General features: G+C 64.2%; 22 protein-coding genes. 12 read left to right on the top strand and 10 right to left on the bottom strand.

The annotated features are described in order from the left end of the window. Positions 1-165: 165 nt before the first annotated feature. The 3 genes from FO013_RS12570 to paaI all read right to left on the bottom strand — a co-directional run bounded on the left by FO013_RS12570 (position 166) and on the right by paaI (position 2,937). Positions 166-930, bottom strand: coding sequence for a TetR/AcrR family transcriptional regulator (locus tag FO013_RS12570; protein WP_260848126.1), 765 nt, complete (start codon positions 928-930; stop codon positions 166-168). A gap of 69 nt (positions 931-999) precedes the next feature. Further along, complete coding sequence (gene paaK, locus FO013_RS12575; protein WP_143922871.1) at positions 1,000-2,295, bottom strand: phenylacetate--CoA ligase PaaK; 1,296 nt, start codon at positions 2,293-2,295, stop codon at positions 1,000-1,002. Between the two features lie 111 nt (positions 2,296-2,406). Then, a complete protein-coding gene (gene paaI, locus FO013_RS12580) occupies positions 2,407-2,937 on the bottom strand; it encodes a hydroxyphenylacetyl-CoA thioesterase PaaI (protein WP_143922873.1) in 531 nt (176 codons plus the stop codon). 604 nt (positions 2,938-3,541) lie between these two features. On the opposite strand from paaI, the gene paaA reads away from it, so the two are divergent. The 9 genes from paaA to FO013_RS12625 all read left to right on the top strand — a co-directional run bounded on the left by paaA (position 3,542) and on the right by FO013_RS12625 (position 11,433). After that, entirely contained in the window at positions 3,542-4,567 is a 1,026-nt protein-coding gene (gene paaA / locus FO013_RS12585) for a 1,2-phenylacetyl-CoA epoxidase subunit PaaA (RefSeq protein ID WP_260848127.1), read from the top strand. Further along, positions 4,564-4,875, top strand: a complete 312-nt coding sequence (gene paaB, locus FO013_RS12590) for a 1,2-phenylacetyl-CoA epoxidase subunit PaaB (protein ID WP_143922875.1) — start codon at positions 4,564-4,566, stop codon at positions 4,873-4,875. Before paaA ends, paaB begins: the two co-directional genes overlap by 4 nt. A 13-nt stretch (positions 4,876-4,888) precedes the next feature. Continuing rightward, on the top strand, positions 4,889-5,848 hold the full coding sequence (gene paaC / locus FO013_RS12595) for a 1,2-phenylacetyl-CoA epoxidase subunit PaaC (RefSeq protein ID WP_143922877.1): 960 nt from the start codon (positions 4,889-4,891) through the stop codon (positions 5,846-5,848). Beyond that, complete coding sequence (gene paaD, locus FO013_RS12600) at positions 5,842-6,432, top strand: 1,2-phenylacetyl-CoA epoxidase subunit PaaD (RefSeq protein WP_395949684.1); 591 nt, start codon at positions 5,842-5,844, stop codon at positions 6,430-6,432. Before paaC ends, paaD begins: the two co-directional genes overlap by 7 nt. Position 6,433: 1 nt before the next feature. Continuing rightward, complete coding sequence (paaE, locus tag FO013_RS12605) at positions 6,434-7,552, top strand: 1,2-phenylacetyl-CoA epoxidase subunit PaaE (RefSeq protein ID WP_222103613.1); 1,119 nt, start codon at positions 6,434-6,436, stop codon at positions 7,550-7,552. Between the two features lie 102 nt (positions 7,553-7,654). Further along, positions 7,655-8,821 carry a thiolase family protein gene (locus tag FO013_RS12610; RefSeq protein ID WP_143922879.1) on the top strand — a complete coding sequence of 389 codons (1,167 nt, stop codon included), beginning with the start codon at positions 7,655-7,657 and terminating at the stop codon, positions 8,819-8,821. Next, positions 8,818-9,696, top strand: coding sequence for an enoyl-CoA hydratase/isomerase family protein (locus FO013_RS12615; RefSeq protein WP_143922880.1), 879 nt, complete (start codon positions 8,818-8,820; stop codon positions 9,694-9,696). The genes FO013_RS12610 and FO013_RS12615 overlap by 4 nt, the downstream gene beginning before the upstream one ends. Further along, a complete protein-coding gene (locus tag FO013_RS12620; RefSeq protein WP_143922882.1) occupies positions 9,693-10,589 on the top strand; it encodes a 3-hydroxyacyl-CoA dehydrogenase family protein in 897 nt (298 codons plus the stop codon). The genes FO013_RS12615 and FO013_RS12620 overlap by 4 nt, the downstream gene beginning before the upstream one ends. Positions 10,590-10,656: 67 nt before the next feature. After that, positions 10,657-11,433 (top strand): enoyl-CoA hydratase/isomerase family protein, encoded by a 777-nt coding sequence (locus FO013_RS12625; protein ID WP_143922883.1) that lies wholly within the window; start codon positions 10,657-10,659, stop codon positions 11,431-11,433. 33 nt (positions 11,434-11,466) lie between these two features. On the opposite strand, the gene FO013_RS12630 is transcribed toward FO013_RS12625, so the two are convergent. Further along, positions 11,467-12,060: a YdhK family protein gene (locus FO013_RS12630; protein WP_143922884.1), complete on the bottom strand. Its 594-nt coding sequence runs from the start codon at positions 12,058-12,060 to the stop codon at positions 11,467-11,469. A gap of 149 nt (positions 12,061-12,209) precedes the next feature. On the opposite strand from FO013_RS12630, the gene FO013_RS23255 reads away from it, so the two are divergent. Further along, the gene (locus tag FO013_RS23255; RefSeq protein WP_186293088.1) at positions 12,210-12,362 is read left to right on the top strand and encodes a hypothetical protein; all 153 of its coding nucleotides are present in this window, start codon (positions 12,210-12,212) and stop codon (positions 12,360-12,362) included. A 27-nt stretch (positions 12,363-12,389) separates the two neighbouring features. Here FO013_RS23255 and FO013_RS12640 read toward each other — a convergent pair whose 3' ends face one another. The 5 genes from FO013_RS12640 to FO013_RS12660 form a co-directional block, all read right to left on the bottom strand. Further along, entirely contained in the window at positions 12,390-13,193 is an 804-nt protein-coding gene (locus FO013_RS12640) for a TVP38/TMEM64 family protein (protein ID WP_143922886.1), read from the bottom strand. A 152-nt stretch (positions 13,194-13,345) separates the two neighbouring features. Then, positions 13,346-13,726 carry a hypothetical protein gene (locus FO013_RS12645; protein ID WP_143922887.1) on the bottom strand — a complete coding sequence of 127 codons (381 nt, stop codon included), beginning with the start codon at positions 13,724-13,726 and terminating at the stop codon, positions 13,346-13,348. Between the two features lie 209 nt (positions 13,727-13,935). Next, the gene (locus tag FO013_RS22385) at positions 13,936-14,106 is read right to left on the bottom strand and encodes a hypothetical protein (RefSeq protein ID WP_186293089.1); all 171 of its coding nucleotides are present in this window, start codon (positions 14,104-14,106) and stop codon (positions 13,936-13,938) included. A gap of 19 nt (positions 14,107-14,125) precedes the next feature. Then, a complete protein-coding gene (locus FO013_RS12650; protein WP_143922889.1) occupies positions 14,126-15,499 on the bottom strand; it encodes an L-lactate MFS transporter in 1,374 nt (457 codons plus the stop codon). A 222-nt stretch (positions 15,500-15,721) separates the two neighbouring features. After that, positions 15,722-16,510 (bottom strand): SurA N-terminal domain-containing protein, encoded by a 789-nt coding sequence (locus FO013_RS12660; protein ID WP_260848128.1) that lies wholly within the window; start codon positions 16,508-16,510, stop codon positions 15,722-15,724. Positions 16,511-16,763: 253 nt separating this feature from the next. On the opposite strand from FO013_RS12660, the gene FO013_RS12665 reads away from it, so the two are divergent. Next, entirely contained in the window at positions 16,764-17,120 is a 357-nt protein-coding gene (locus FO013_RS12665; protein WP_143922890.1) for a VOC family protein, read from the top strand. 6 nt (positions 17,121-17,126) lie between these two features. Here the strand turns inward: FO013_RS12665 and FO013_RS12670 are convergent, their stop codons facing one another. Next, the gene (locus FO013_RS12670; RefSeq protein ID WP_260848129.1) at positions 17,127-17,873 is read right to left on the bottom strand and encodes a dihydrofolate reductase family protein; all 747 of its coding nucleotides are present in this window, start codon (positions 17,871-17,873) and stop codon (positions 17,127-17,129) included. A 31-nt stretch (positions 17,874-17,904) separates the two neighbouring features. Here FO013_RS12670 and FO013_RS12675 point away from each other — a divergent pair. Next, on the top strand, positions 17,905-19,105 hold a 1,201-nt coding region (locus tag FO013_RS12675), incomplete at its 3' end, for a M20 metallopeptidase family protein (RefSeq protein ID WP_143922892.1).

Below are 19,105 nucleotides of genomic sequence, written 5' to 3' on the forward strand. Positions count from 1 at the left end.
CTGCGGCCGCGCGGGCGCCGTGGCCGGCCGTGGCGCCGTGGCCGCATTGACTTTCGCGTTCGCGTGCAGATCACCAACGGTTGGTACATTCACTTCGAAAATTTCAAGATCTTCGATCAGAAGGTACCAATCGTTGGTTCCTTGTGGAGGAAGGCGGGCCGACTCTCAGGCCTCGAGGCCGTTGAAGGCCATCGAGGTGACGGCGTCGGCGATGGCTTCAGGGTCGACGGGGTAGCTGGGGCGATACCACTCGGTGATGGAATTGACCATGCCGAAGAGCAGACGGGTGATCAGGCCCGGGGTGAAGTCTGAGCGCAGACCGCCTTCGCCGATCGCCTCGGCGACCAGCGCTCTGATCTTGTCATCGATCTTCCGGCGCTGCTCGAGGGCTTCGCGCTCGACGTCCGAGTTTCCGCGCACTCGCAGCAGCAGGGTCACAGAGTGGTGGTATTCGATGAGGATGACGACGCTGGCGTGAACGGCGGCACGCAGGCGCTCGAGCGCGGTGAGGCCGGTGCGTTGGCGTTCGTCCTCGACCGCGGAGTCCAGGGCGCTGATGCCGCGGTTGATCGCCAGATGCAGCAGCTCTTCCTTCGACTTCACGTGATGGTAGATCGCTGACTTGGTGATCCCGAGTTCTCGCGCCACGGTGTCCATGGACGTGCCGTCATAGCCGCGCGAAACGAAGACCTCGGTCGCCTTGTTGATCAGCGTCTCCCGGTCATAGCCGGGCCGCCCACGACGTGTGCGCTTGGGTGCTGCAGCCTCGGGCCCAGCTCCCGCCTCGGACCCAGCTCCCGAAACGGACCCAGCTCCCGAAACGGACCCAGCTCCCGCCTCGGCGCCGGTGGGCTCCGTCTGTGCACCCACGGCTGCGCCGACACTCGACTCAAGGTCAGATGTCGGCGCAGGTGAAGTCGTTTTCGGCATGCGCACCAGTCTAACCAGCCCGCAGCGCGGATGCCGCGTACGGCACCGCAGCCCACCGCCCGCGGGTGATCATCTGAGACCCTCGCGGCGGTCGATGATGCGCTTGAGCTTGCCGACCGAACGGGGCAGAACGCCGGGCTGGAGCACCGACACGGTCGATGAGACGCCCAGGCGCTCCTTGATCCGGGCGGCGACCAGCCCGTTCAGACCGTCGAGCTCAACAGCTCCGACGCCTTCGCGGGACTCGACCTCGACGGTGACCTCGTCCATGCGTCCGGGGCGGGTGAGCACCAGCTGGAAGTGGGGGCTGAGGTGTTCGAACTCGAAGAGCACGGACTCGACATTGGCCGGGTAGACGTTGACGCCGCGGATGATGATGAGGTCATCGGAGCGGCCGGTGATGCGCGAGATGCGACGGAAGTTCGGGTTCGCGGTGCCCGGCAGCAGGCTCGCCAGATCATGTGTGCGATAGCGGATGATCGGCAGCGCCTCCTTCGTCAGGGAGGTGAAGACCAGTTCGCCCTCCTCACCGTCGGGCAGGGCCTCGCCGGTGTAGGGGTCGACGATCTCCGGATAGAAGTGGTCCTCCCAGATCGTCGGGCCATCCTTGGTCACCGCGGATTCGCAGGCGACGCCGGGGCCCATGACCTCGGAGAGGCCGTAGATGTCGACGGCGTTGATGTTGAAGGACTTCTCGATCTCCTTGCGCATCTCATCGGTCCACGGTTCGGCACCGCAGATCGCGGTCTGCAGGCTTGTGGTCGTGGGGTCGATGCCCTGCTTGTGGAACTCGTCGAGGATCGTGAGCAGATAGGTCGGCGTGGCCGTGATGATGTCGGGCTTGAAGTCCTGGATCAGCTGCACCTGCCGCTGTGTCTGACCGCCGGAGATCGGGATGACGGTGAAGCCGTGGCGCTCGGCACCATGGACGCCCAGGCCGCCGGTGAACAGTCCGTAGCCGTAGGCGTTGTGCATCATCTGGCCGCGTTTGCCGCCTGCGCCGAGGATCGAGCGGGCGATGAGGCTTCCCCACTTGTCGATGTCACCCAGCGTGTATCCCACGACGGTCGGCAGCCCGGTCGTGCCCGAGGACGCGTGGATGCGAGCGACGTCTTCACGCGGAACGGCGAACATGCCGAATGGGTAGTTGTCGCGCAGGTCCTGCTTGTTCGTGAACGGCAGCTTCGCGATGTCGTCGAGACTCGTGATATCCGCGGGGGTGACGCCGAGATCGTCGAAGGCCTTCCGGTAGAACGGCACCTTCTCGTAGACCTTCGTGACAGTGGACTTGAGGTTGGCGAGCTGGTCGGCGCGCAGCTCGTCGAGGCTCATGCGCTGGCCGGCGTCGAGTTCAGTGGCAGTCATCGTTGTCTCCTTGGTCAATCCTGTTGTGCTTCGCAATTCGTGGGGCGCCGAGGTGGGGCGTCGTCTCCTGGGACCACAGGGTGAGGTGTCCCGGGGTTCAGATCGGGTGGGTCAGGGCGAAGTCGGCACCGGCGGTGCGGCGGCGTCTGAGGTTGTCGGCTTCCGTGCGGGCAGGGTGCGGGAACGTCCGCGGTAGACGGCGACGATCTCTTCGCCACGTGTGACCTCGATGTCGTAGATGCCAGATCGGCCCTGCTTGACGATCTCCTTGCCGCGGGCGACGAGGGTGTCACCGACGTAGGTGGGTTTGAGGAAGTCGATGTCCCCGCCCGAGGCGACGGTGGTGGAGCCGGGATAGTTGCAGGCCATCGCAAAGGTGGTGTCGGCGAAGAGGAAGATATAGCCGCCGTGGGTGATCTCGTGACCATTGGCCATGATGTCGGTGATCGTCATCGAGCACTGTGCCCAGCCGGGGCCGTGATCATCGACGGTGATGCCCAGATGCTGGGAGGCGCGATCGTTGGCGAACATAGCCGCGGCGCCGGTCAGCTCCTCGGCGTGGTTACCGCGAGCAGTGGTCGTGGCCTCGCTGCTTAGGTCCTCTTGGGGCGCAGTCGTGGCCTCGTGGCTGGGTTCTCCCATGTCAGGCTCCTCCTCGAGTCGCTGATTGATGCGCCCGCCGGTGTTGGGTTGCCGGGCGAATTCAATTGTGGTGATGGCACGCGTAGCCGCTGAGACTGCACGTGAGTGATGGAGATCGATTCCTCGCGGAACCCGGCAGGAGTGCCCTGGAGCGACGTCGGAGAATAAACGACCATCTGGTCAATAAATATGGTTGTGATCGGCGTCTCTGTCAAGTCGAGCGAGCACCACCGCCGAAGCAACGGCGGAGCGCCGAGGCGACGACGCGTACACCGTTGTCTCGGCGCAGCACCGTTGTCTCGAGTCAAGCATTGATGGCTGGGCCTGCACCTTGCCCCATCGCCCGCGTTTGCCCTGGCCGCGGACCGCGCGTTGCGCCGAGTGGCGCTGGGTCACCCGCGGACCGGGGGTCGTCTGCTCCGGTGCGTTGCGCCTCGGCGTGGGGTGTGCCACACTGAGAGTGAACAATACAGAACAAATGGTCAGTAAATGATTGTCCCGGGTCGGCGGTCTGAGGATGGTCGAACCGAACGCGCAGTCCTCAGTGGTGCGGCATTCGAAGCCACGCACTGCCGGAAAGGGCGCATCCAAGGGTGGAGTGGTCATGACGACGCAAATCAACGAAACAGAACTCGAGGCACAGTTCGCCGCGACGATCGAGTCCAAGGACCGGATCGAACCGCGTGACTGGATGCCGGAGAAGTACCGCAAGACTCTCGTGCGTCAGGTGGCCCAGCACGCGCACTCGGAGATCATCGGCATGCAGCCCGAAGGCAACTGGATCTCCCGTGCACCTTCGCTGCGACGCAAGGCGATCCTGTTGGCGAAGGTCCAGGACGAGGCTGGTCACGGTCTCTACCTGTACTCCGCCGCCGAGACCCTGGGCGCGACGCGCAACGAGCTCACCGAGAAGCTCATCGCCGGTAAGCAGAAGTACTCCTCGATCTTCAACTACCCGACGCTGGCCTACACCGATGTCGGCACGATCGGCTGGCTCGTCGACGGCGCCGCGATCTGCAACCAGGTGCCCCTGTGCCGAACCTCCTTCGGCCCCTACGGTCGTGCGATGATCCGAGTCTGCAAGGAAGAGTCCTTCCACCAGCGCCAGGGCTACGAACTGCTGATGACGATGATGCGCGGCACCGAAGAGCAGCGAGCCTCGGTCCAGGAATCGGTCAATCGCTTCTGGTGGCCCTCGCTCATGATGTTCGGCCCGCCCGATGACGACTCCCCGAACACCGAGCAGTCGATGGAGTGGGGCATCAAGACCCACACCAACGACGAGCTGCGCCAGAAGTTCGTCGACATGTCCGTCCCGCAGGCCGAGGCCCTGGGCGTGACTTTCCCCGATGAGGGCCTGAAGTGGAACGAGGAGCGCGGCCACTACGATTTCTCGACCCCGGACTGGGACGAGTTCTGGGCCGTCGTCAAGGGCAACGGTCCATGCAACGAACAGCGTGTGGCCCACCGCAAGCGTGCGTGGGACGAGGGAGCCTGGGTGCGTGAAGCCGCGCTCGCCTTCGCCGAGAACACCGCTGACGCAGCCGCTGACACCGCTGACGCAGCCGCTGACTCCACGAACACTGCCGCTGACACCACGAACACTGCCGCCGAGGAGACCGCCAAATGAGCGCAGAGACACAGACACCAGCGACTCGCGGCGAATGGCCCCTCTACGAGGTCTTCGTGCGCGGCAAGCGCGGACTCAACCACGTCCACGTCGGATCGCTGCACGCAGCCGATGACCAGATGGCGATCCACCATGCCCGCGACGTCTACACCCGCCGCAATGAAGGCGTGAGCCTGTGGGTTGTCCGCTCCTCGTCGATCACGGCCTCGAGCCCCGACGAGAAGGACCCCATGTTCGCCCCCAGCGGCGACAAGGTCTACCGCCACCCCACCTTCTACGACATCCCAGACGATGTCCCCCACATGTGAGGATGGCCTGACGATGACCAACGAACCTTCCATCCACGTCGACCACGACGAAGCCGGAGCCAACATCGACCACGAAAACGCCTACTCGGGGCTGCTGGTCAACGATGCACACTGGGCCTTCGGCACAGACTTCGAAGATCCCCTGGCCGGAGTCGACACCACCGTTCCCTCCGGCGTCGACCCGAAGGACCTCGCGGCCTACTGCCTCATGCTCGGCGACGATGCTCTCGTCTTCTCCCAGCGGATCTCCGAATGGTGCTCCAGCGCGCCCGACCTCGAAGAGGACATCGCGCTGGCCAATATCGCCCTGGATCTGCTGGGCCAGTCCCGGCTCCTGCTCGCCCGGAGCGCTGCCGCAGATCCGAGCCTCGTGCCGCAGCTGCCCGAGGGCTCACCTGTGCCTGACGAGGACCGTCTCGCGTTCTTCCGAGAGGACCTGCAGTTCCGCAACGTCCGCCTGGCCGAGGTCCCCAACGGCGATTTCGCGGAGGCGGTCGCGAAGATCCTCATCTACTCCACCTGGCGACTCGCGATCTTTGAACGACTCCAGTCCAGCAGGGACTCCGTGCTCTCGGCCATCGCGGTCAAGGGCGTGAAGGAGATGTCCTACCACCGTGACTTCGCCGGCCGCTGGGTCCTCACGCTTGCCCGCGGAACCGAGGAATCCAAGACTCGCCTGCTCACCGCACTCGAGGGACTCTGGCCACTGTGGGACGAACTCTTCGAGACCCACCCTGTCGAAGCCTCGGTGGCGGCTGCCGGAATCGGGGTCGATCCCGCCGAGGTGGCCGATGAGGCCGGCGTCATCCTCGACCAGGTCTTCGCCGCAGCCGGCATCGAGCGCCCCGAACGGGACGCGCTGGCCGGAGTGCGAGGCAAGAGAGGCCGCGACGGACTGCATACCGAGGCACTGTCGAAGATGCTCGCCGACATGCAGGTCGTCGCCCGCCAATACCCGGAAGGACAATGGTGACCGCAGCACTTCAGACCCCCGCGTCCACCGTCCGCGGAGACAGTGACGACCAGCGCACGCAGGTGCCCGCGGCCGACCACCGCACCGCCGAGGCGCTCGATCGTGCCCGAGTCGCCGCTGCTCGCGTCACGGACCCGGAGATGCCGATGCTCACGCTCGTCGACCTCGGCGTGCTCCGTGATGTCGCGATCGAAGACGGACGTGTCGTCACAACCATCACCCCCACCTACTCGGGATGCCCGGCGATGGCGACGATGCGCGATGATCTGCAGCGCGAACTCCAGGACGCAGGTTTCGAAGGCGCCGAGGTGCGTGTATCCCTGACTCCGGCCTGGACCAGTGATTGGATCACCGAAGAAGGACGGAAGGCGCTGAAGGGTGCCGGCATCTCCCCACCCGGGCAGGCGCCTCGGCGCACGGGACCTGTGGCTCTGACCCTGATGCCCACGAAGCGGGCCCTGACCTGCACCCTGTGCGGATCGGCCAATGTGAAGCTGTCCTCGGAATTCGGTCCCACGGCGTGCAAGGCGATGTACCAGTGCCTCGACTGCCTCGAACCGTTCCAGCATGTGAAGGAGATCTGAGATGACCGAGATGATCAATCAGAGCGCCGAGGCGACCGAGCCGACCGTTTCAGGTGCGGGCGCCCCCAGGTCGAGCTTCTACCCGCTGACCGTGAAGTCCGTCGACCACCTCACCGAGGACTCGGCGGCAGTGACCTTCGACGTCCCGGGCGAGTACGCGGAGCTCTTCGACTTCGCCGCAGGGCAGTCCCTGACTCTGCGCCGGATGATCGACGGTGCCGAGCACCGCCGTTCCTACTCCATCTGCGCCCCGGCCGGAACAAACCCGCGCATCGGTGTCCGCGAGATCCCCGACGGGCTCTTCTCCACATGGCTCGTCCGTGACGTCCGCCCTGGTGAGACCATCGAGGTCCAGCCGCCCAGCGGCAGCTTCCAGGCCGACGCTGACCTCGGCGGACGGCACCTGTGCATCGCCGCAGGTTCGGGCATCACCCCGATGCTCTCGATCGCCACGACCGTGCTGTCCAACCCCGAGGCTTCGGTGACGATGCTCTACGGCAACCGCACCACGAACACCGTGATGTTCGCCGAGGAACTCGCCGACCTCAAGGACTCCCGCAACCAGCAGCTCGACCTCATCCACATCCTCTCCCGTGAACCCCGGGAGGTCGAACTCTTCTCCGGCAGGCTTGATGAGGAGAAGCTGCGTGCGCTGCTGACGAACCTGGTGCCCATCGGCGATATGGACCACGTGTGGCTGTGCGGACCCTTCGGCATGCTCAGCGATGCTCGCGCCGTGCTCGCCGAATTCGGTGTGCCCAAGGACAAGATCCACTTCGAACTCTTCTACGTCGACGAACCGCCACCGGAGGTCGTCCACGCGGACAAGGTCGTCGAGGGCGCCACCAGCGAAGTCACGATCGTCCTTGATGGACGGCGGACCACCTCGGCGATGTCGCAGGGCCAGACGATCCTCGACTCCGCACAGGAATCGCGCTCGGATCTGCCCTTCGCCTGCAAGGGCGGAGTCTGCGGTACCTGCCGGGCCAAGGTCTGCGGCGGCGAGGTCGACATGGTGCGCAACTATGCCCTCGAAGACGCCGAGGTGGAGGCGAACTTCGTCCTCACCTGCCAGACCTTCCCCGTCAGCGACGAGGTCACGGTCGACTACGACTCGTGAACGAAGTTGCGCGAGCGCCGAGACTTCCCAGCGTCCGGCGCTTTCGGTCGCTAGGCTTGAGGGCCAGCGACGCTGCACCACACATCACACTTGAGGAGACCCATGCCCGAGGCATTCATCCTGGACGGACTGCGCACACCCATCGGCCGCTACGGCGGAGTCCTCGCTGATCAGCGACCCGACGATCTGGTCGCAACCACGCTCAAGGCCGTCGTGGACCGTTCGGGAATCGACCCGTCCGACATCGACGAGGTGATCCTCGGCTCGGCCAACCAGGCCGGTGAGGACAACCGCAACGTCGCACGCATGGCCGTGCTGCTGGCCGGTCTGCCCGAGTCCGTTCCCGGCTTCACCGTCAACCGTCTGTGTGCCTCGGGGCTGACTGCAATCACGACGGCACGGCAGATGATCGCCGCCGGTGACGCCGATGTGGTGGTGGCCGGCGGAGTCGAATCGATGACCCGCGCACCCTGGGTGACCGAGAAGCCCTCACGTCCCTGGGCCAAACCCGGCAAGTCCTGGGACACTTCGATCGGCTGGCGCTTCACCAACCCCGCCTTCGGCGAGGACACGACCCTGTCGATGCCCCAGACCGCCGAGCGTGTGGCCGAACAGTGGAAGCTGAGCCGCGAAGCCCTCGACGAATTCGCCTACGCCTCTCACCAGAAGGCACTCACGGCACAGGAGGCCGGCAAGTTCGATCCCGAAATCCTGCCCATCGGCGACATTAGCGCCGATGAGGGACCCCGGGCAGACACCACCGTGGAGAAGCTCGCCAAACTGCGCGCGATCCATGGACCCGGCGGCGTCATCACCGCGGGCAACTCCTCCTCCCTCAACGACGGCGCCGCTGTCACGATTCTCGTCAGTGAACGCTACGCCGAGAAGCACGGTCTGAGCCCCAGAGCGCGAGTCGTCACGGGTGCCAGTGCCGGCGTCTCCCCGGAGATCATGGGCATCGGGCCCGTTCCGGCCACTCGCAAGGTCCTCGACCGTGTCGGCTGGAGCGTCGGCGACCTCGAGGCCGTGGAACTCAACGAGGCCTTCGCCTCACAGTCCCTGGCCTGCATCGGCGACCTGGGCCTGGACCCGGAGACCGTGAACGCCTTCGGCGGAGCGATCGCACTGGGGCACCCACTGGGCTGCTCGGGCGCACGCATCACCCTGACCCTGCTCAACCGCCTCGAACAGGCCGACGCCAAGCGCGGACTGGCGACGATGTGCGTCGGCGTCGGCCAGGGCTCTGCACTGCTGCTGGAGCGGGCATGAGCGCGGGCGGCAGCGCTGAGAGCGCAGGGAGCGGTGCCGAGAGCGCAGGGTCGAACTCCCCGCTGCTCATCGAGCGCCTCGAGGATCGGACGATCATCCGGCTCAATCGGCCCAAGGTGCGCAATGCCATCGACCTCGACATGGTCGAAGCCCTCCACTCGGTGTGCGCCGAACTCGAGGCCACGCCGAAGGTCGCGATCATCACTGGTTCCGACGGAGTCTTCGCCGCCGGCGCAGACATCGCGCAGATGCGCAATCGTGGCCGTGAGGAGGCCCTGGCCGGCATCAACTCGAAGGTGTTCTCTCGCATCCAGGAACTGCCGATGCCCGTCATCGCTCTCGTTGAGGGGTACGCTCTGGGCGGCGGGGCGGAACTCGCCTTCGCGTGCGACTTCCGCATCGGCACTCCCACGACCAAGATCGGCAACCCCGAGCCCGGACTCGGAATCATCGCCTCGGCCGGAGCCGCCTGGCGATTGCGCGAGCTCGTGGGAGAACCACGAGCCAAGGAGATTCTCTTGGCCGGTCGCACCCTCCAGGCCGATGAGGCGAAGTCGATCGGACTGCTCAATGACGTCGTCGACCCCGAGGACCTCGAACTCGCCGGTGAGGCACTTGCCGACCGGATCGTGAGCTTTGCTCCATTGGCCGTGAGACTGAGCAAATCCGCATTCCACGCACCCCGTGAGGCCCATCCGCTCATCGATAACGTGGCCCAGGCAGTGCTGTTCGAGACCGAGGAGAAGTACGCGCGGATGGATGCGTTCCTCGCGAAACGAGAGGCCAAGAAGCGGAAGAAGGCCGGAGCGGTGGCGACGGAAGCCATCGACGAACAGCCCGTGCCGCGAACCGAACAGAAGGGCGACACAGAATGAGCGAGCAGGCCGCGCACGAACCTGACGCAGTTCACACCCCGAACTCGACAACGGACTCAAGCAGCGGCCCGCTGGTCCCAGAGACCGTCGGCGTCTACGGCGGCGGTCGGATGGGTGCAGGCATTGCCCACGCCTTCGCCAGCCCCGGTGCACGCGTCATCATCATCGAGAACACCGATGAGACCGTGGCCGCGGCCCAGGAGCGCGTGGACGCCTCGATCGAGAAGTCGAAGTCCAAGGGCCTCGACGTCAAGGGCAGCGTCGAGGTCGTACGCGATCCCACCCTGCTCGACCAGGCTCTTCTCGTCGTCGAAGCCGTCCCGGAGATCGTCGAACTCAAGCAGGAGATCCTGGCGGCCATCGCGAAGTACGCGCCGGCCGCGAGCATCGCCACGAACACCTCGGCCCTGTCGATCGATGAGCTCGCCGCCGCACTGCCGCGGCCACACGCCCTCATCGGACTCCACTTCTTCAACCCTGTCCCCGTCAGCGACCTCGTCGAGGTCGTCGTCGGCACCCATACGCAGCCAGCGCTCGTTGAGGTCGCGAAGTCCTGGGTTGCGGGTCTGGGGAAGACGGCGATCACGGTCAAGGACTCACCGGGATTCGCCTCCAGCCGCCTCGGCGTGGCCCTGGCCCTCGAGGCGATGCGGATGGTCGAGGAAGGAGTCGCGAATCCTGCGGACATCGACAACGCGATGACCCTGGGCTACCGCCACCCGGCGGGACCGCTGAAGACCACGGACATCGTGGGCCTCGAGGTCCGCTTAGGCATCGCCGAGCATCTGGAGGCAGAGCTGGGGCCTAGGTTTGCACCGCCACAGCTGCTCAAAGACAAGGTCGCAGCAGGTCAACTGGGTCGGAAGTCCGGTCAGGGCTTCTATACTTGGTGACACAACAGGTAACAAGCCTGCTTGTTACACTGTCATCTGCAACACCGTCAGCTGCAAGGGAGCACACGTGACCGAGATCCAACTGTCCAACCGGGGAAACATCGCAGAGATCGTCCTAGATGGCCCCGATTCCCGCAACGCCCTTGACGCTGACAACCTCCGCGACCTCGCGGCGGCAGTGTCCAAGGTCGCCGAGGCGATCCCGAGCGTTCGTGTGCTCCTGATCAGGGGAGAGGGCAAGGTCTTCAGCTCCGGCCGTGACATCTCGGCCGTCGACGTCGAGACCGATGACGCGCATGCATTCCTCGCCGAGGTCTTCACTCCTGTCTTCCAGGCCATCCGGGCACTGCCGATCCCTGTGATCTCGCAGGTCCAGGGCGCCGCCCTCGGCCTGGGCTTCGGAGTTGCAGCGGCCGCTGACATCATCATCGCCGCCGATGATGCGAAGTTCGGCTCGCCGTTCGCCGCGATCGGCGCCATGCTCGACTCGGGCGCCCACCACGTGTTCCTCGATCGGGTGGGCTATCACCGGACGATGGACCTCATCATCACCGGTGACTTCATGACCGGCGCCGAGGCGGCCGCTGCGGGCATCGTGTCCCGTGCGGTCCCAGCCGATGAGCTCTCCGAGTTCGTCGAGTCGAAGCTGGCCAAGATCGTGACCGGCCCAGCCGACGCGTTCGCGATGGAGAAGGGCTTCGTGCAGAAACTCGCCGACGACCGCCCACCCCTGGCGCAGGTGCTTGCGGAAGAGGCCAACCTCCAGGAGACCGCGCGTCAGACCCCGGACTATGCCGAAGGGTTCAAGGCATTTCAAGAACGCCGCGCGCCGCAGTTCGACTGAGCCGCCGTAGGACCTCGGTCCCCGACGCTGAGATCACTTGACTGGCTGGACTTCGTCCTCGGTGACCCATTTATGGTTCGTCATCGTCATGTCATCCATGTCGATATCGACCATGTAGACGGTGTCCTCAGTCGAACCCTCGATCGTTGCTTCGGCGCCCTTCATTCCGGGCATGTGGTCTGCGTTGAGAGTCGCCTTCGCCCCGTCCTTGAGGGGAGTCTCGCCGGGGTTCTTGAGTTCTTCGTGGACGACCCATCTGTGGTTCTTGACCGGGTCGCTGCCATCGGTGGGCGAGTAGCTGACCGAATACGTGGTGGTCTCGAACGCACCCGAGATCGTCGCCTTCGCCCCTTTCATCCCCGGCATATGGTCAGCGGTGAGAGTGACCTCATCACCGACGGCGTATGTGGGATCGGATGCCTTTTCGATGCCCTTGGGCGGCTGGCCGCCGTCTGCGGCGTGTTCATGGCTTTCGCCGTGGTCGGCATCCGATGCCGACTCGGACTGTTTCTCATGCTGTTCGTGCTGTGCAGCTTCGTCGCCTTCCGGGCTGGCGCATCCCGACAGCAGCAACGCTGATGCGGCTGCGACCGTAGCGATGGTCGTCAATGGGGTGGATGTCTTCATTTTCTCTCCCGGAGTATCCCTGGCAACGGCGGTCCGATCGCGGGCTGCACGAAGGCGCCCGGTATCGACGCTATACCTAGAGGGGGTATAGTTGTCAATGTGATTCAGACTCAGACGGCGCCTGCGGCGAACTTGTCGTCGACGATCGGGTGACCACGTTCGACAAGGGCTTCGCCGGCTTCTGGGTCCCAAGCGACATCGAAGGAACCATCGACATCACCCATGAGGGGAAGTCCGGATCTGTTGATTTCTCGACCGGGGAAGACGGTGCGACGTGCGCCACCGGCCTTCGCCTCGCCTGATCTGAAGCCTCGGCTATCCGGTTCTGATCAGGTCTCGGGCTTCGCCTCAGGCTCGCTCTCCGGTTCGGGCCGCCACTTGGCCTCAGTCTTCTGACCTTCGATCTCGGGTCCGTCTTCGCACTTTGTCGTCGCCGGATGCTTCTGCTCTGATTTCCACCGGCGAAAGGTGAGGATCGTCAGCACGACGACCAGGGCCCACGAGATGCCGACGGCGATGCCGTTGATGATGCCGGGCTGTCCGATGAAGGCACCGACCGCGACAAGGGACAGCTGACCCGGCAGGGCCGAGATCACGGTGGCGATGAGGAACGTGCGGCTTCTGATCCCCAGTGCCCCGCTGCCGTAGTTCACCGGCCAGTATGGAAACCCAGGCATGAGGCGAAGGATGCACACCGCATAGAACCCGCCGTTGGTCAGCCGTGACTCGATCGCCTCTGCGTGATTGCCCAACAACTTCATCACGGTGTCGCGACCAAGTCCGCGTGCGATCCAATAGCCGCCGACGCAGCCGGCAAGAACTCCGATCATCGACAGGATCGTGCCGAAGATGAGGCCGAAGGCGAGACCGCCGGCTACGGCCATGATGGTCACCGGGATCGGCGTTGCCGCAACGAGCGCATAGAGAATGATGAAGATGCCGAAGCCCCAGAAACCGGCATCGGCAATCTGCTTCTGGATTCCGTCAAGAGAGGGCAGGTGCACGTTGAACACCAGCCACAATCCGGCGAGCACAGCCAGCGCCAATGCCACATTGCGCAGGACCGAGCCCCACGGCACTCGAGATTCGCCGTGAGAGCTCGGTTGCGGTGCGGAGTTCTCATCGTTCGGCATGGAACGATCCTACGTGTCGCGCCCGAGTGCGATCACATCCGGTTGAGCCGCGACCTCGACGACGAGCGCTGCCGCGCCGCATTCCGCGGCAAAGAGCGAACCGCCCGCCTCTGGATAGAGACGAGCGGTTCTCAACTTCGAGAGAAGTGGAATCAGGGGAGATCGAGCGATCCGATGATCTCTCCATCGACGCTGACCTTGAGGTCGAGCAGACCTGAAAGCAGGTCATCCAGCAGATCGGAGGCGTCGAGATGGATGTGTGCTTCGCCGTCGGCATCTGCGGTGGCGCTGCCGACGACAGCGCCGTCAGCCAGGAGTTCAACGGTCTCCCCTGGGGTGCCGGTCTTGACGACGACATCGACGGAACCATCGAGGTTGACCTTGACGTCGGCATCGATCGAGGCGTCGACGGATACCGAGGAGGAGGGTGCGGTCTCGACCGGGGCGGCCGAGGCGTCAGCGGCTGCACCGACGGACAGGCCTCCGGCGAGGACGATTCCGGCTGAGACGAGCAGTGAGGCTTTGAGGGACATAAGTGACCTTTCGACGGGCACGGGTCTCGATAACCCGCGTCTGCGTTCGTAGTGCAGTCCCCACAGTAGTAAGGTTACTTGTCAGTACTCAAGGTGCGCAAGTGAGAATTCTCCCTATGTTTCCTTGGCAGACGCCGGGTGTCCGGAAGGTGCACCGTCCCTCACATTCAGCGGTCGCCCCGGCGAGATTCGCAGCGAGGGGCTCTCGCTCAGCCGGTGAAGATCGCGACGGCCTTGACCACGGTCAGGGTCAGGCCCCAGACGAGGCCTCCGACCACGACAACGGTCAAGGTCGAACCGACCGCCTTATAGGCACCGCCGACAGGGGACTGAGGTGAGCCCTCGGGCGGGACGTGTGCTGTTGGAGTGGAGTTGCTCATGAGATGTCCTTCCCTGCTTTCAGTTGTCGACTTCGAGGGCGGCGGCCTGCTTGGCCTTGACGTCCTCTTCCCGTTCGAAGAATTTCTCCTTGACGGGGCGGACGAGGATGTTGGCGATGAAGCCGATGGCGAGTGCGCCGACCATGATGTACATGCCCGGAGTGTAGAGCTCGGGGCCTGTCTTTCCGGCCTTCTCTCCTGCCTCGACGACGGAGTTGACGATGAGGGGACCCGCTACGCCCGCCGCTGACCATGCGGTGAGCAGGGCGCCGTGGATGGCCCCGACCTGATAGACGCCGAAGAGATCCTTGAGGTAGGCGGGAATGGTCGAGAATCCGCCGCCGTAGAACGAGATGATGACCAGCGTCGCAAGAATGAACAGGACGATGGAGTTGCCTCCGAAGAGTGCCACGACCAGGTAGAGCAGCAGTCCGACGCCGAGGTACATCATGTAGTTGTTCTTCCGCCCCAGGTAGTCCGAGGTCGTCGACCAGATGAAGCGGCCGCCCATGTTGCCGATCGACAGCAGCCCCACGAAACCGGCGGCGGCTGCGGCCGTGATGCCGAAGTAGGACTGAATCATCGGAGCGGCGTTTTCGAGGATGCCGATGCCGGCAGTGACGTTGAGGAAGAGGACCACCCACAGCAGCCAGAACTGCGGTGTGCGGATCGCATTGCGCACCGAGACATTGCCCGTTGTCTGCATGGGTTTGGTCGTCGCTTTGGCGGGGTCGAAGTTCTTGGGCGTCCACTCGGGGTGGGGCACGCGGATGACGAAGGCCCCGGCGGCGATGACCACGGCGTAGACGATTCCGAGGGTGACGAAGGTCGGAGTCAGCCCGGCAACGAGATTCTCCGGTTCCGGACCGCCTCCGTAGAGGCTCATCAGCTGGTTCGACATCGGGCTGGCGATGAGTGCGCCGCCGCCGAAGCCCATGATGGCCAGGCCGGTGGCCAGGCCGGGGCGGTCCGGGAACCATTTCATCAGAGTCGAGACCGGGGAGATGTAGCCGATGCCCAAACCGATGCCGCCGATGACGCCGTAGCCGAGGTAGACGAGCCAGAGCTGACCGGTCATGATTCCCAGCGATGCGATGAAGAAGCCGATCACCCAACAGGTGCCCGCAGCGACCATTGATGCGCGCGGGCCGTTCTTCTCCACCCAGGGACCGAAGATGGCCGAGGAGATGCCGAGCATGAGGATCGCGAGCGAGAAGATCCAGCCGATTGAGACTTCACCGGCGTCGAAGTGCGTCATGAAGGGGATCTTGAACACGCTGAACGCGTAGACCTGTCCGATGCACAGGTGGATGGCAAGCGCGGCCGGCGGGATCAGCCACCGGTTGAAGTTCTTCGGCGCGACGATCGCTGATCGCGTGAGGACGGAAGCCATGGAGGGATCCTTAGATTGGTGTGCTCTGCGTGCGACTGTCATCGGTCGCACGTGCTGTGAGGGCGAGCGTGTCAGGACGACACGTTTCTGTTCTCCTACAGGTTAGAGCGCACGCAAGGATTTGGCGAGGAACACTCAGGAATTCCCCAAGAATGAGACTCGGGACTCTCCGGCCCGAGTCTCTGGCAGTGGGCTCGTTGGTCCGTGCCTGTGGAGGTCCGGTCAGAGGTTGATCGTGACCTCGCCCTGTTTGCGAAGCTTCTTGGCATACTTCTGAGTCGCCTCGGTCGACTTCTGGCTCTTCACCTGCTTCTCGAGCTGGGGACGCATCTCCTCAAGAGGTGGGACTTCCTGAGCCTGCTGGCCGCCCTGCTGTGCCATCTGCTCCTGCTGCGTCTTCGCCTGCTGGTAGGCCTGGCCGATCTCTTCGCCACTGACCTTGAACTCGCCGTATTCGTCCTTGATGAGGTCTTCGATCGACAGCTGGGTCTTCAGCTCGGAGTGCACCTTCTTCTCGTCCATGCCCTGCTTCTTCATGGCGGCGAGGAAGTCCTTCTTGCTCATCTGGCTGGACTTGGCGGACTCTCCGAGAGCCTTGTCGATGTCCTTGTCGGAGATCTTGATGTCGCGCTTCTCGGCTTCCTGGCTGAGCAGCTCGGTGCTCACCAGGTTCTCAGCCGTCTGGGTCTTGAGCTGCTTCTCATCGACCTGCTGGCCCGACTGCTGAGACTGCATCTGCATCTGCTGGTACTGAGTTTCGTAAAGGGGGACGAAGTCATCCTTTGTGATCTTCTTGCCGTTGACCTCGGCGACGACCTTGGGGATGCCATCAGTGTTCGGCTTGCCTTCTTGGCTCTTGCCCTGGCCCTGGGCTTGGTCTTGCCCCTGCTTCTGCTCAGCCGCGGCGGAGGTCTGCTCGTCCGCTGGTTTGTCCTCGGCTGAACCGCAAGCGGCGAAGGACACCACGGATACGGACAAGGCGAGGCCCAGCAGCCACTTGCTCTTCTGCACATTCACTCCTGAAATCGGGATCAGCCTGTCAGGCTAACAGTCGCGATTCACCGAAGTATGTGTGGAGTATGAATGTCGCTTGGCAAGCCGGATTGTGGCGGTTGGGCATGAAGGTGCCCATGGTGGTGCTGAGCGCTTCAGATCTTGCCCGTGCTTCCCCTATGTCGAGTCAGTGACTGCAGATAGACTCGGGATGAACCGGATGTGCGGTAGGCCCCAGCGGCGGCCGGGCTGCGGACGGAGGTGTCCACAGATGCAATCGAAATTTCGCGCAGTGTTCCTGACCTGCGACGACGCCGAGGTGACTGCTGACTTCTACAGGGACGTTGCCGGGGTGCCCTTGGAGGCCGTCAGCAGCGACGAGTACACCTATTGGATGTCGGATATCGGCGGTCTCCAGATTGCTCTTCATGACGCGAAGTCCTTCGCCGACTACAGCTATCCACCCAACTCCTCCTCCAATCTCACCCACCTCTATTTCCGGATACCCGATCTGGAGGGGTTCCTTGATCACGTGCAGAGCGTTGGTGCGCCACTCATCGAGGTCGATGATGTCGTCGTCACGGTCGAAGACCCTGACGGGCGGAAGGTCATGTTCGGGACGGCGTGAGTCGCTTCACTGCTGTGGCCTGTAGGCCGAATAGACGACGCCGCAGACGAATGACTTCGAGTTAAGCAGCTGCAGTCGGGGCCGGGCGTCTTCGGGGAAGAAGCCGCGGCCTCGCCCCTGCCACACCGGATAGGTGAACATCCGGTACTCGTCGACGAGGCCGGCGCCAATCAGTGAATGCGCCAGGGTGATGCTTCCGGTGAGGATGACGTCGCGACCTGGCTCCTCGCGCAGGGCGGCGACAGCCTTGAGCGGATCCTCGCCGATGACGGTTGAGTTCTGCCAGTCCGGGTCTGCCAGTTTCGTCGACACCACCCGCTTGTCGACCTGATTGAGGTGCTCGGCGACCCCTGTGGTGTCATCGGTCTGCAGCGGCCAGTAGCCGCGGAAGTCCTCGAATGTCTGCCGACCCAGCAGCAGGACGTCCTCGTTGGCCGACTGACGCATGAGCTCGGCGGACAGCTCTTCATCTTGGGCCTGCGGGTCGAACCAGTCGTCGAGCATTTCGATTCGACCGTCAAGAGTCGTGTTCTGAGTGATGATGATGCGCACGGTGGGCTCCTCGTCGAGTGGTGGCGTCACCGTCCACGGTACGCACGACGCGACCCGAGATCCATAGTTGGGACGACCGCCTTCACCTCCGGCCTCGACGCGCTCGGGGACCGGGTCGATGGCGTCCTTGCGGACTCCACCCGATTCGTCGCAGCTTAATTCAGCGCGGTCAGGTCGGAATCTCAGTAGAGTCGGATTCACAGCTCATTTGGCCCGAAGGAGAACCGCGTCCATGTCCGCATCACTATCCTCATCCATTCCTGATTTCCGCACCGAGGCCCAGGACCTGCTAGGCGATCTTGTGAGACTGCGTCGTACCCTGCACGCGAATCCCGAGCTTGGGTACCAGCTGCCGTTCACCCAGAAGACCGTCCTCGACGAGATTGCAGATCTGGGCCTCGATATCAGCACAGGGGAGTCTCTGACCTCGATCGTGGCGGTGCTCAAGGGCGGACGTCCCGGGCCTGCAGTTCTGCTGCGTGGGGACATGGATGCCCTGCCGGTGGTCGAGGTCACCGGACTCGACTACGCCTCAACGAACGGCAACATGCACGCCTGCGGCCATGACCTGCATACCGCCGGTCTTGTCGGCGCTGCTCGTCTGCTTGCCGCGCACCGAGACGAGCTGCCCGGGTCCATCGTATTCATGTTCCAACCCGCCGAGGAGGTCGAAGGAGGCGCCGAGCCGATGATCGCCGAGGGCGTGCTCGAGGCGGCGGACGTGCCACTTGTCGCGGCTTACGGAATTCACGTCGAGGCTGATGTGCGCGGACGGTTCACCACCAAGGGCGGACCGCTTATGGCGGGGTTCGCCGATCTCAATCTGAAGGTCCACGGCGCAGGAGGCCACAGCTCCCAACCCCAGGCCACTCGCGACCCCGTGCCTGCGGTGGCCGAGATCGCGCTCGCCCTCAACACGATGGTGTCGCGGTCGTTCGACATCTTCGACCCCGTCGTCGTGTCCGTGACCCAGCTGGAAGGCTCGCAGGCCAGCAACATCATCCCCGACACCGCGAAGCTCACCGCCTCGGTCCGCTACCTCTCAGCCGATTCGATCGCGCTGCTGCAGGAGCGTGTGCCTGAGATCGCTGAGAACATTGCCCGGGCACACCGGTGCACCGCCGAGGTGGACTTCCGGATCGGCTTCCCCGTGACCGTGAACAACCCTGCCGAAACTCAGTTGGCCATCGACCGCCTCGGCGAGGTCTTCGGTTCTGACCATGTTCAGGAGATGGCTGCCCCGCGGATGGGATCCGAGGACTTCTCCTATGTGCTGCAGAATGTGCCGGGTACTTTCGTGTTCCTCGGAGCCACTCCAGAGGGTGTGGACCCGAACGCGGAGACGAACCACTCGCCCAGGGTCGTCTTCGACGACGGGCTGCTTGGGGACCAGGCCGCCGCCCTGGCCCACCTCGCCTTCACACGCCTGGTCG

Origin of the sequence: Brevibacterium aurantiacum (assembly GCF_007558825.1) — a bacterium.
Classification (GTDB): domain Bacteria; phylum Actinomycetota; class Actinomycetes; order Actinomycetales; family Brevibacteriaceae; genus Brevibacterium; species Brevibacterium aurantiacum_A.

Excerpts from the sequence above, each read along its gene's own strand:
- FO013_RS12650 (WP_143922889.1), bottom strand. The coding sequence starts at position 15,499 with ATGGCTTCCGTCCTCACGCGATCAGCGATCGTCGCGCCGAAGAACTTC.
- paaK (WP_143922871.1), bottom strand. The coding sequence starts at position 2,295 with ATGACTGCCACTGAACTCGACGCCGGCCAGCGCATGAGCCTCGACGAG.
- FO013_RS12615 (WP_143922880.1), top strand. The coding sequence starts at position 8,818 with ATGAGCGCGGGCGGCAGCGCTGAGAGCGCAGGGAGCGGTGCCGAGAGC.
- FO013_RS12630 (WP_143922884.1), bottom strand. The coding sequence starts at position 12,060 with ATGAAGACATCCACCCCATTGACGACCATCGCTACGGTCGCAGCCGCA.
- FO013_RS22385 (WP_186293089.1), bottom strand. The coding sequence starts at position 14,106 with ATGAGCAACTCCACTCCAACAGCACACGTCCCGCCCGAGGGCTCACCT.
- FO013_RS12640 (WP_143922886.1), bottom strand. The coding sequence starts at position 13,193 with ATGCCGAACGATGAGAACTCCGCACCGCAACCGAGCTCTCACGGCGAA.
- paaI (WP_143922873.1), bottom strand. The coding sequence starts at position 2,937 with ATGGGAGAACCCAGCCACGAGGCCACGACTGCGCCCCAAGAGGACCTA.
- FO013_RS12665 (WP_143922890.1), top strand. The coding sequence starts at position 16,764 with ATGCAATCGAAATTTCGCGCAGTGTTCCTGACCTGCGACGACGCCGAG.
- FO013_RS12610 (WP_143922879.1), top strand. The coding sequence starts at position 7,655 with ATGCCCGAGGCATTCATCCTGGACGGACTGCGCACACCCATCGGCCGC.
- FO013_RS12570 (WP_260848126.1), bottom strand. The coding sequence starts at position 930 with ATGCCGAAAACGACTTCACCTGCGCCGACATCTGACCTTGAGTCGAGT.
- paaD (WP_395949684.1), top strand. The coding sequence starts at position 5,842 with ATGGTGACCGCAGCACTTCAGACCCCCGCGTCCACCGTCCGCGGAGAC.
- FO013_RS12645 (WP_143922887.1), bottom strand. The coding sequence starts at position 13,726 with ATGTCCCTCAAAGCCTCACTGCTCGTCTCAGCCGGAATCGTCCTCGCC.
- paaA (WP_260848127.1), top strand. The coding sequence starts at position 3,542 with ATGACGACGCAAATCAACGAAACAGAACTCGAGGCACAGTTCGCCGCG.
- paaE (WP_222103613.1), top strand. The coding sequence starts at position 6,434 with ATGACCGAGATGATCAATCAGAGCGCCGAGGCGACCGAGCCGACCGTT.
- paaC (WP_143922877.1), top strand. The coding sequence starts at position 4,889 with ATGACCAACGAACCTTCCATCCACGTCGACCACGACGAAGCCGGAGCC.
- paaB (WP_143922875.1), top strand. The coding sequence starts at position 4,564 with ATGAGCGCAGAGACACAGACACCAGCGACTCGCGGCGAATGGCCCCTC.
- FO013_RS12620 (WP_143922882.1), top strand. The coding sequence starts at position 9,693 with ATGAGCGAGCAGGCCGCGCACGAACCTGACGCAGTTCACACCCCGAAC.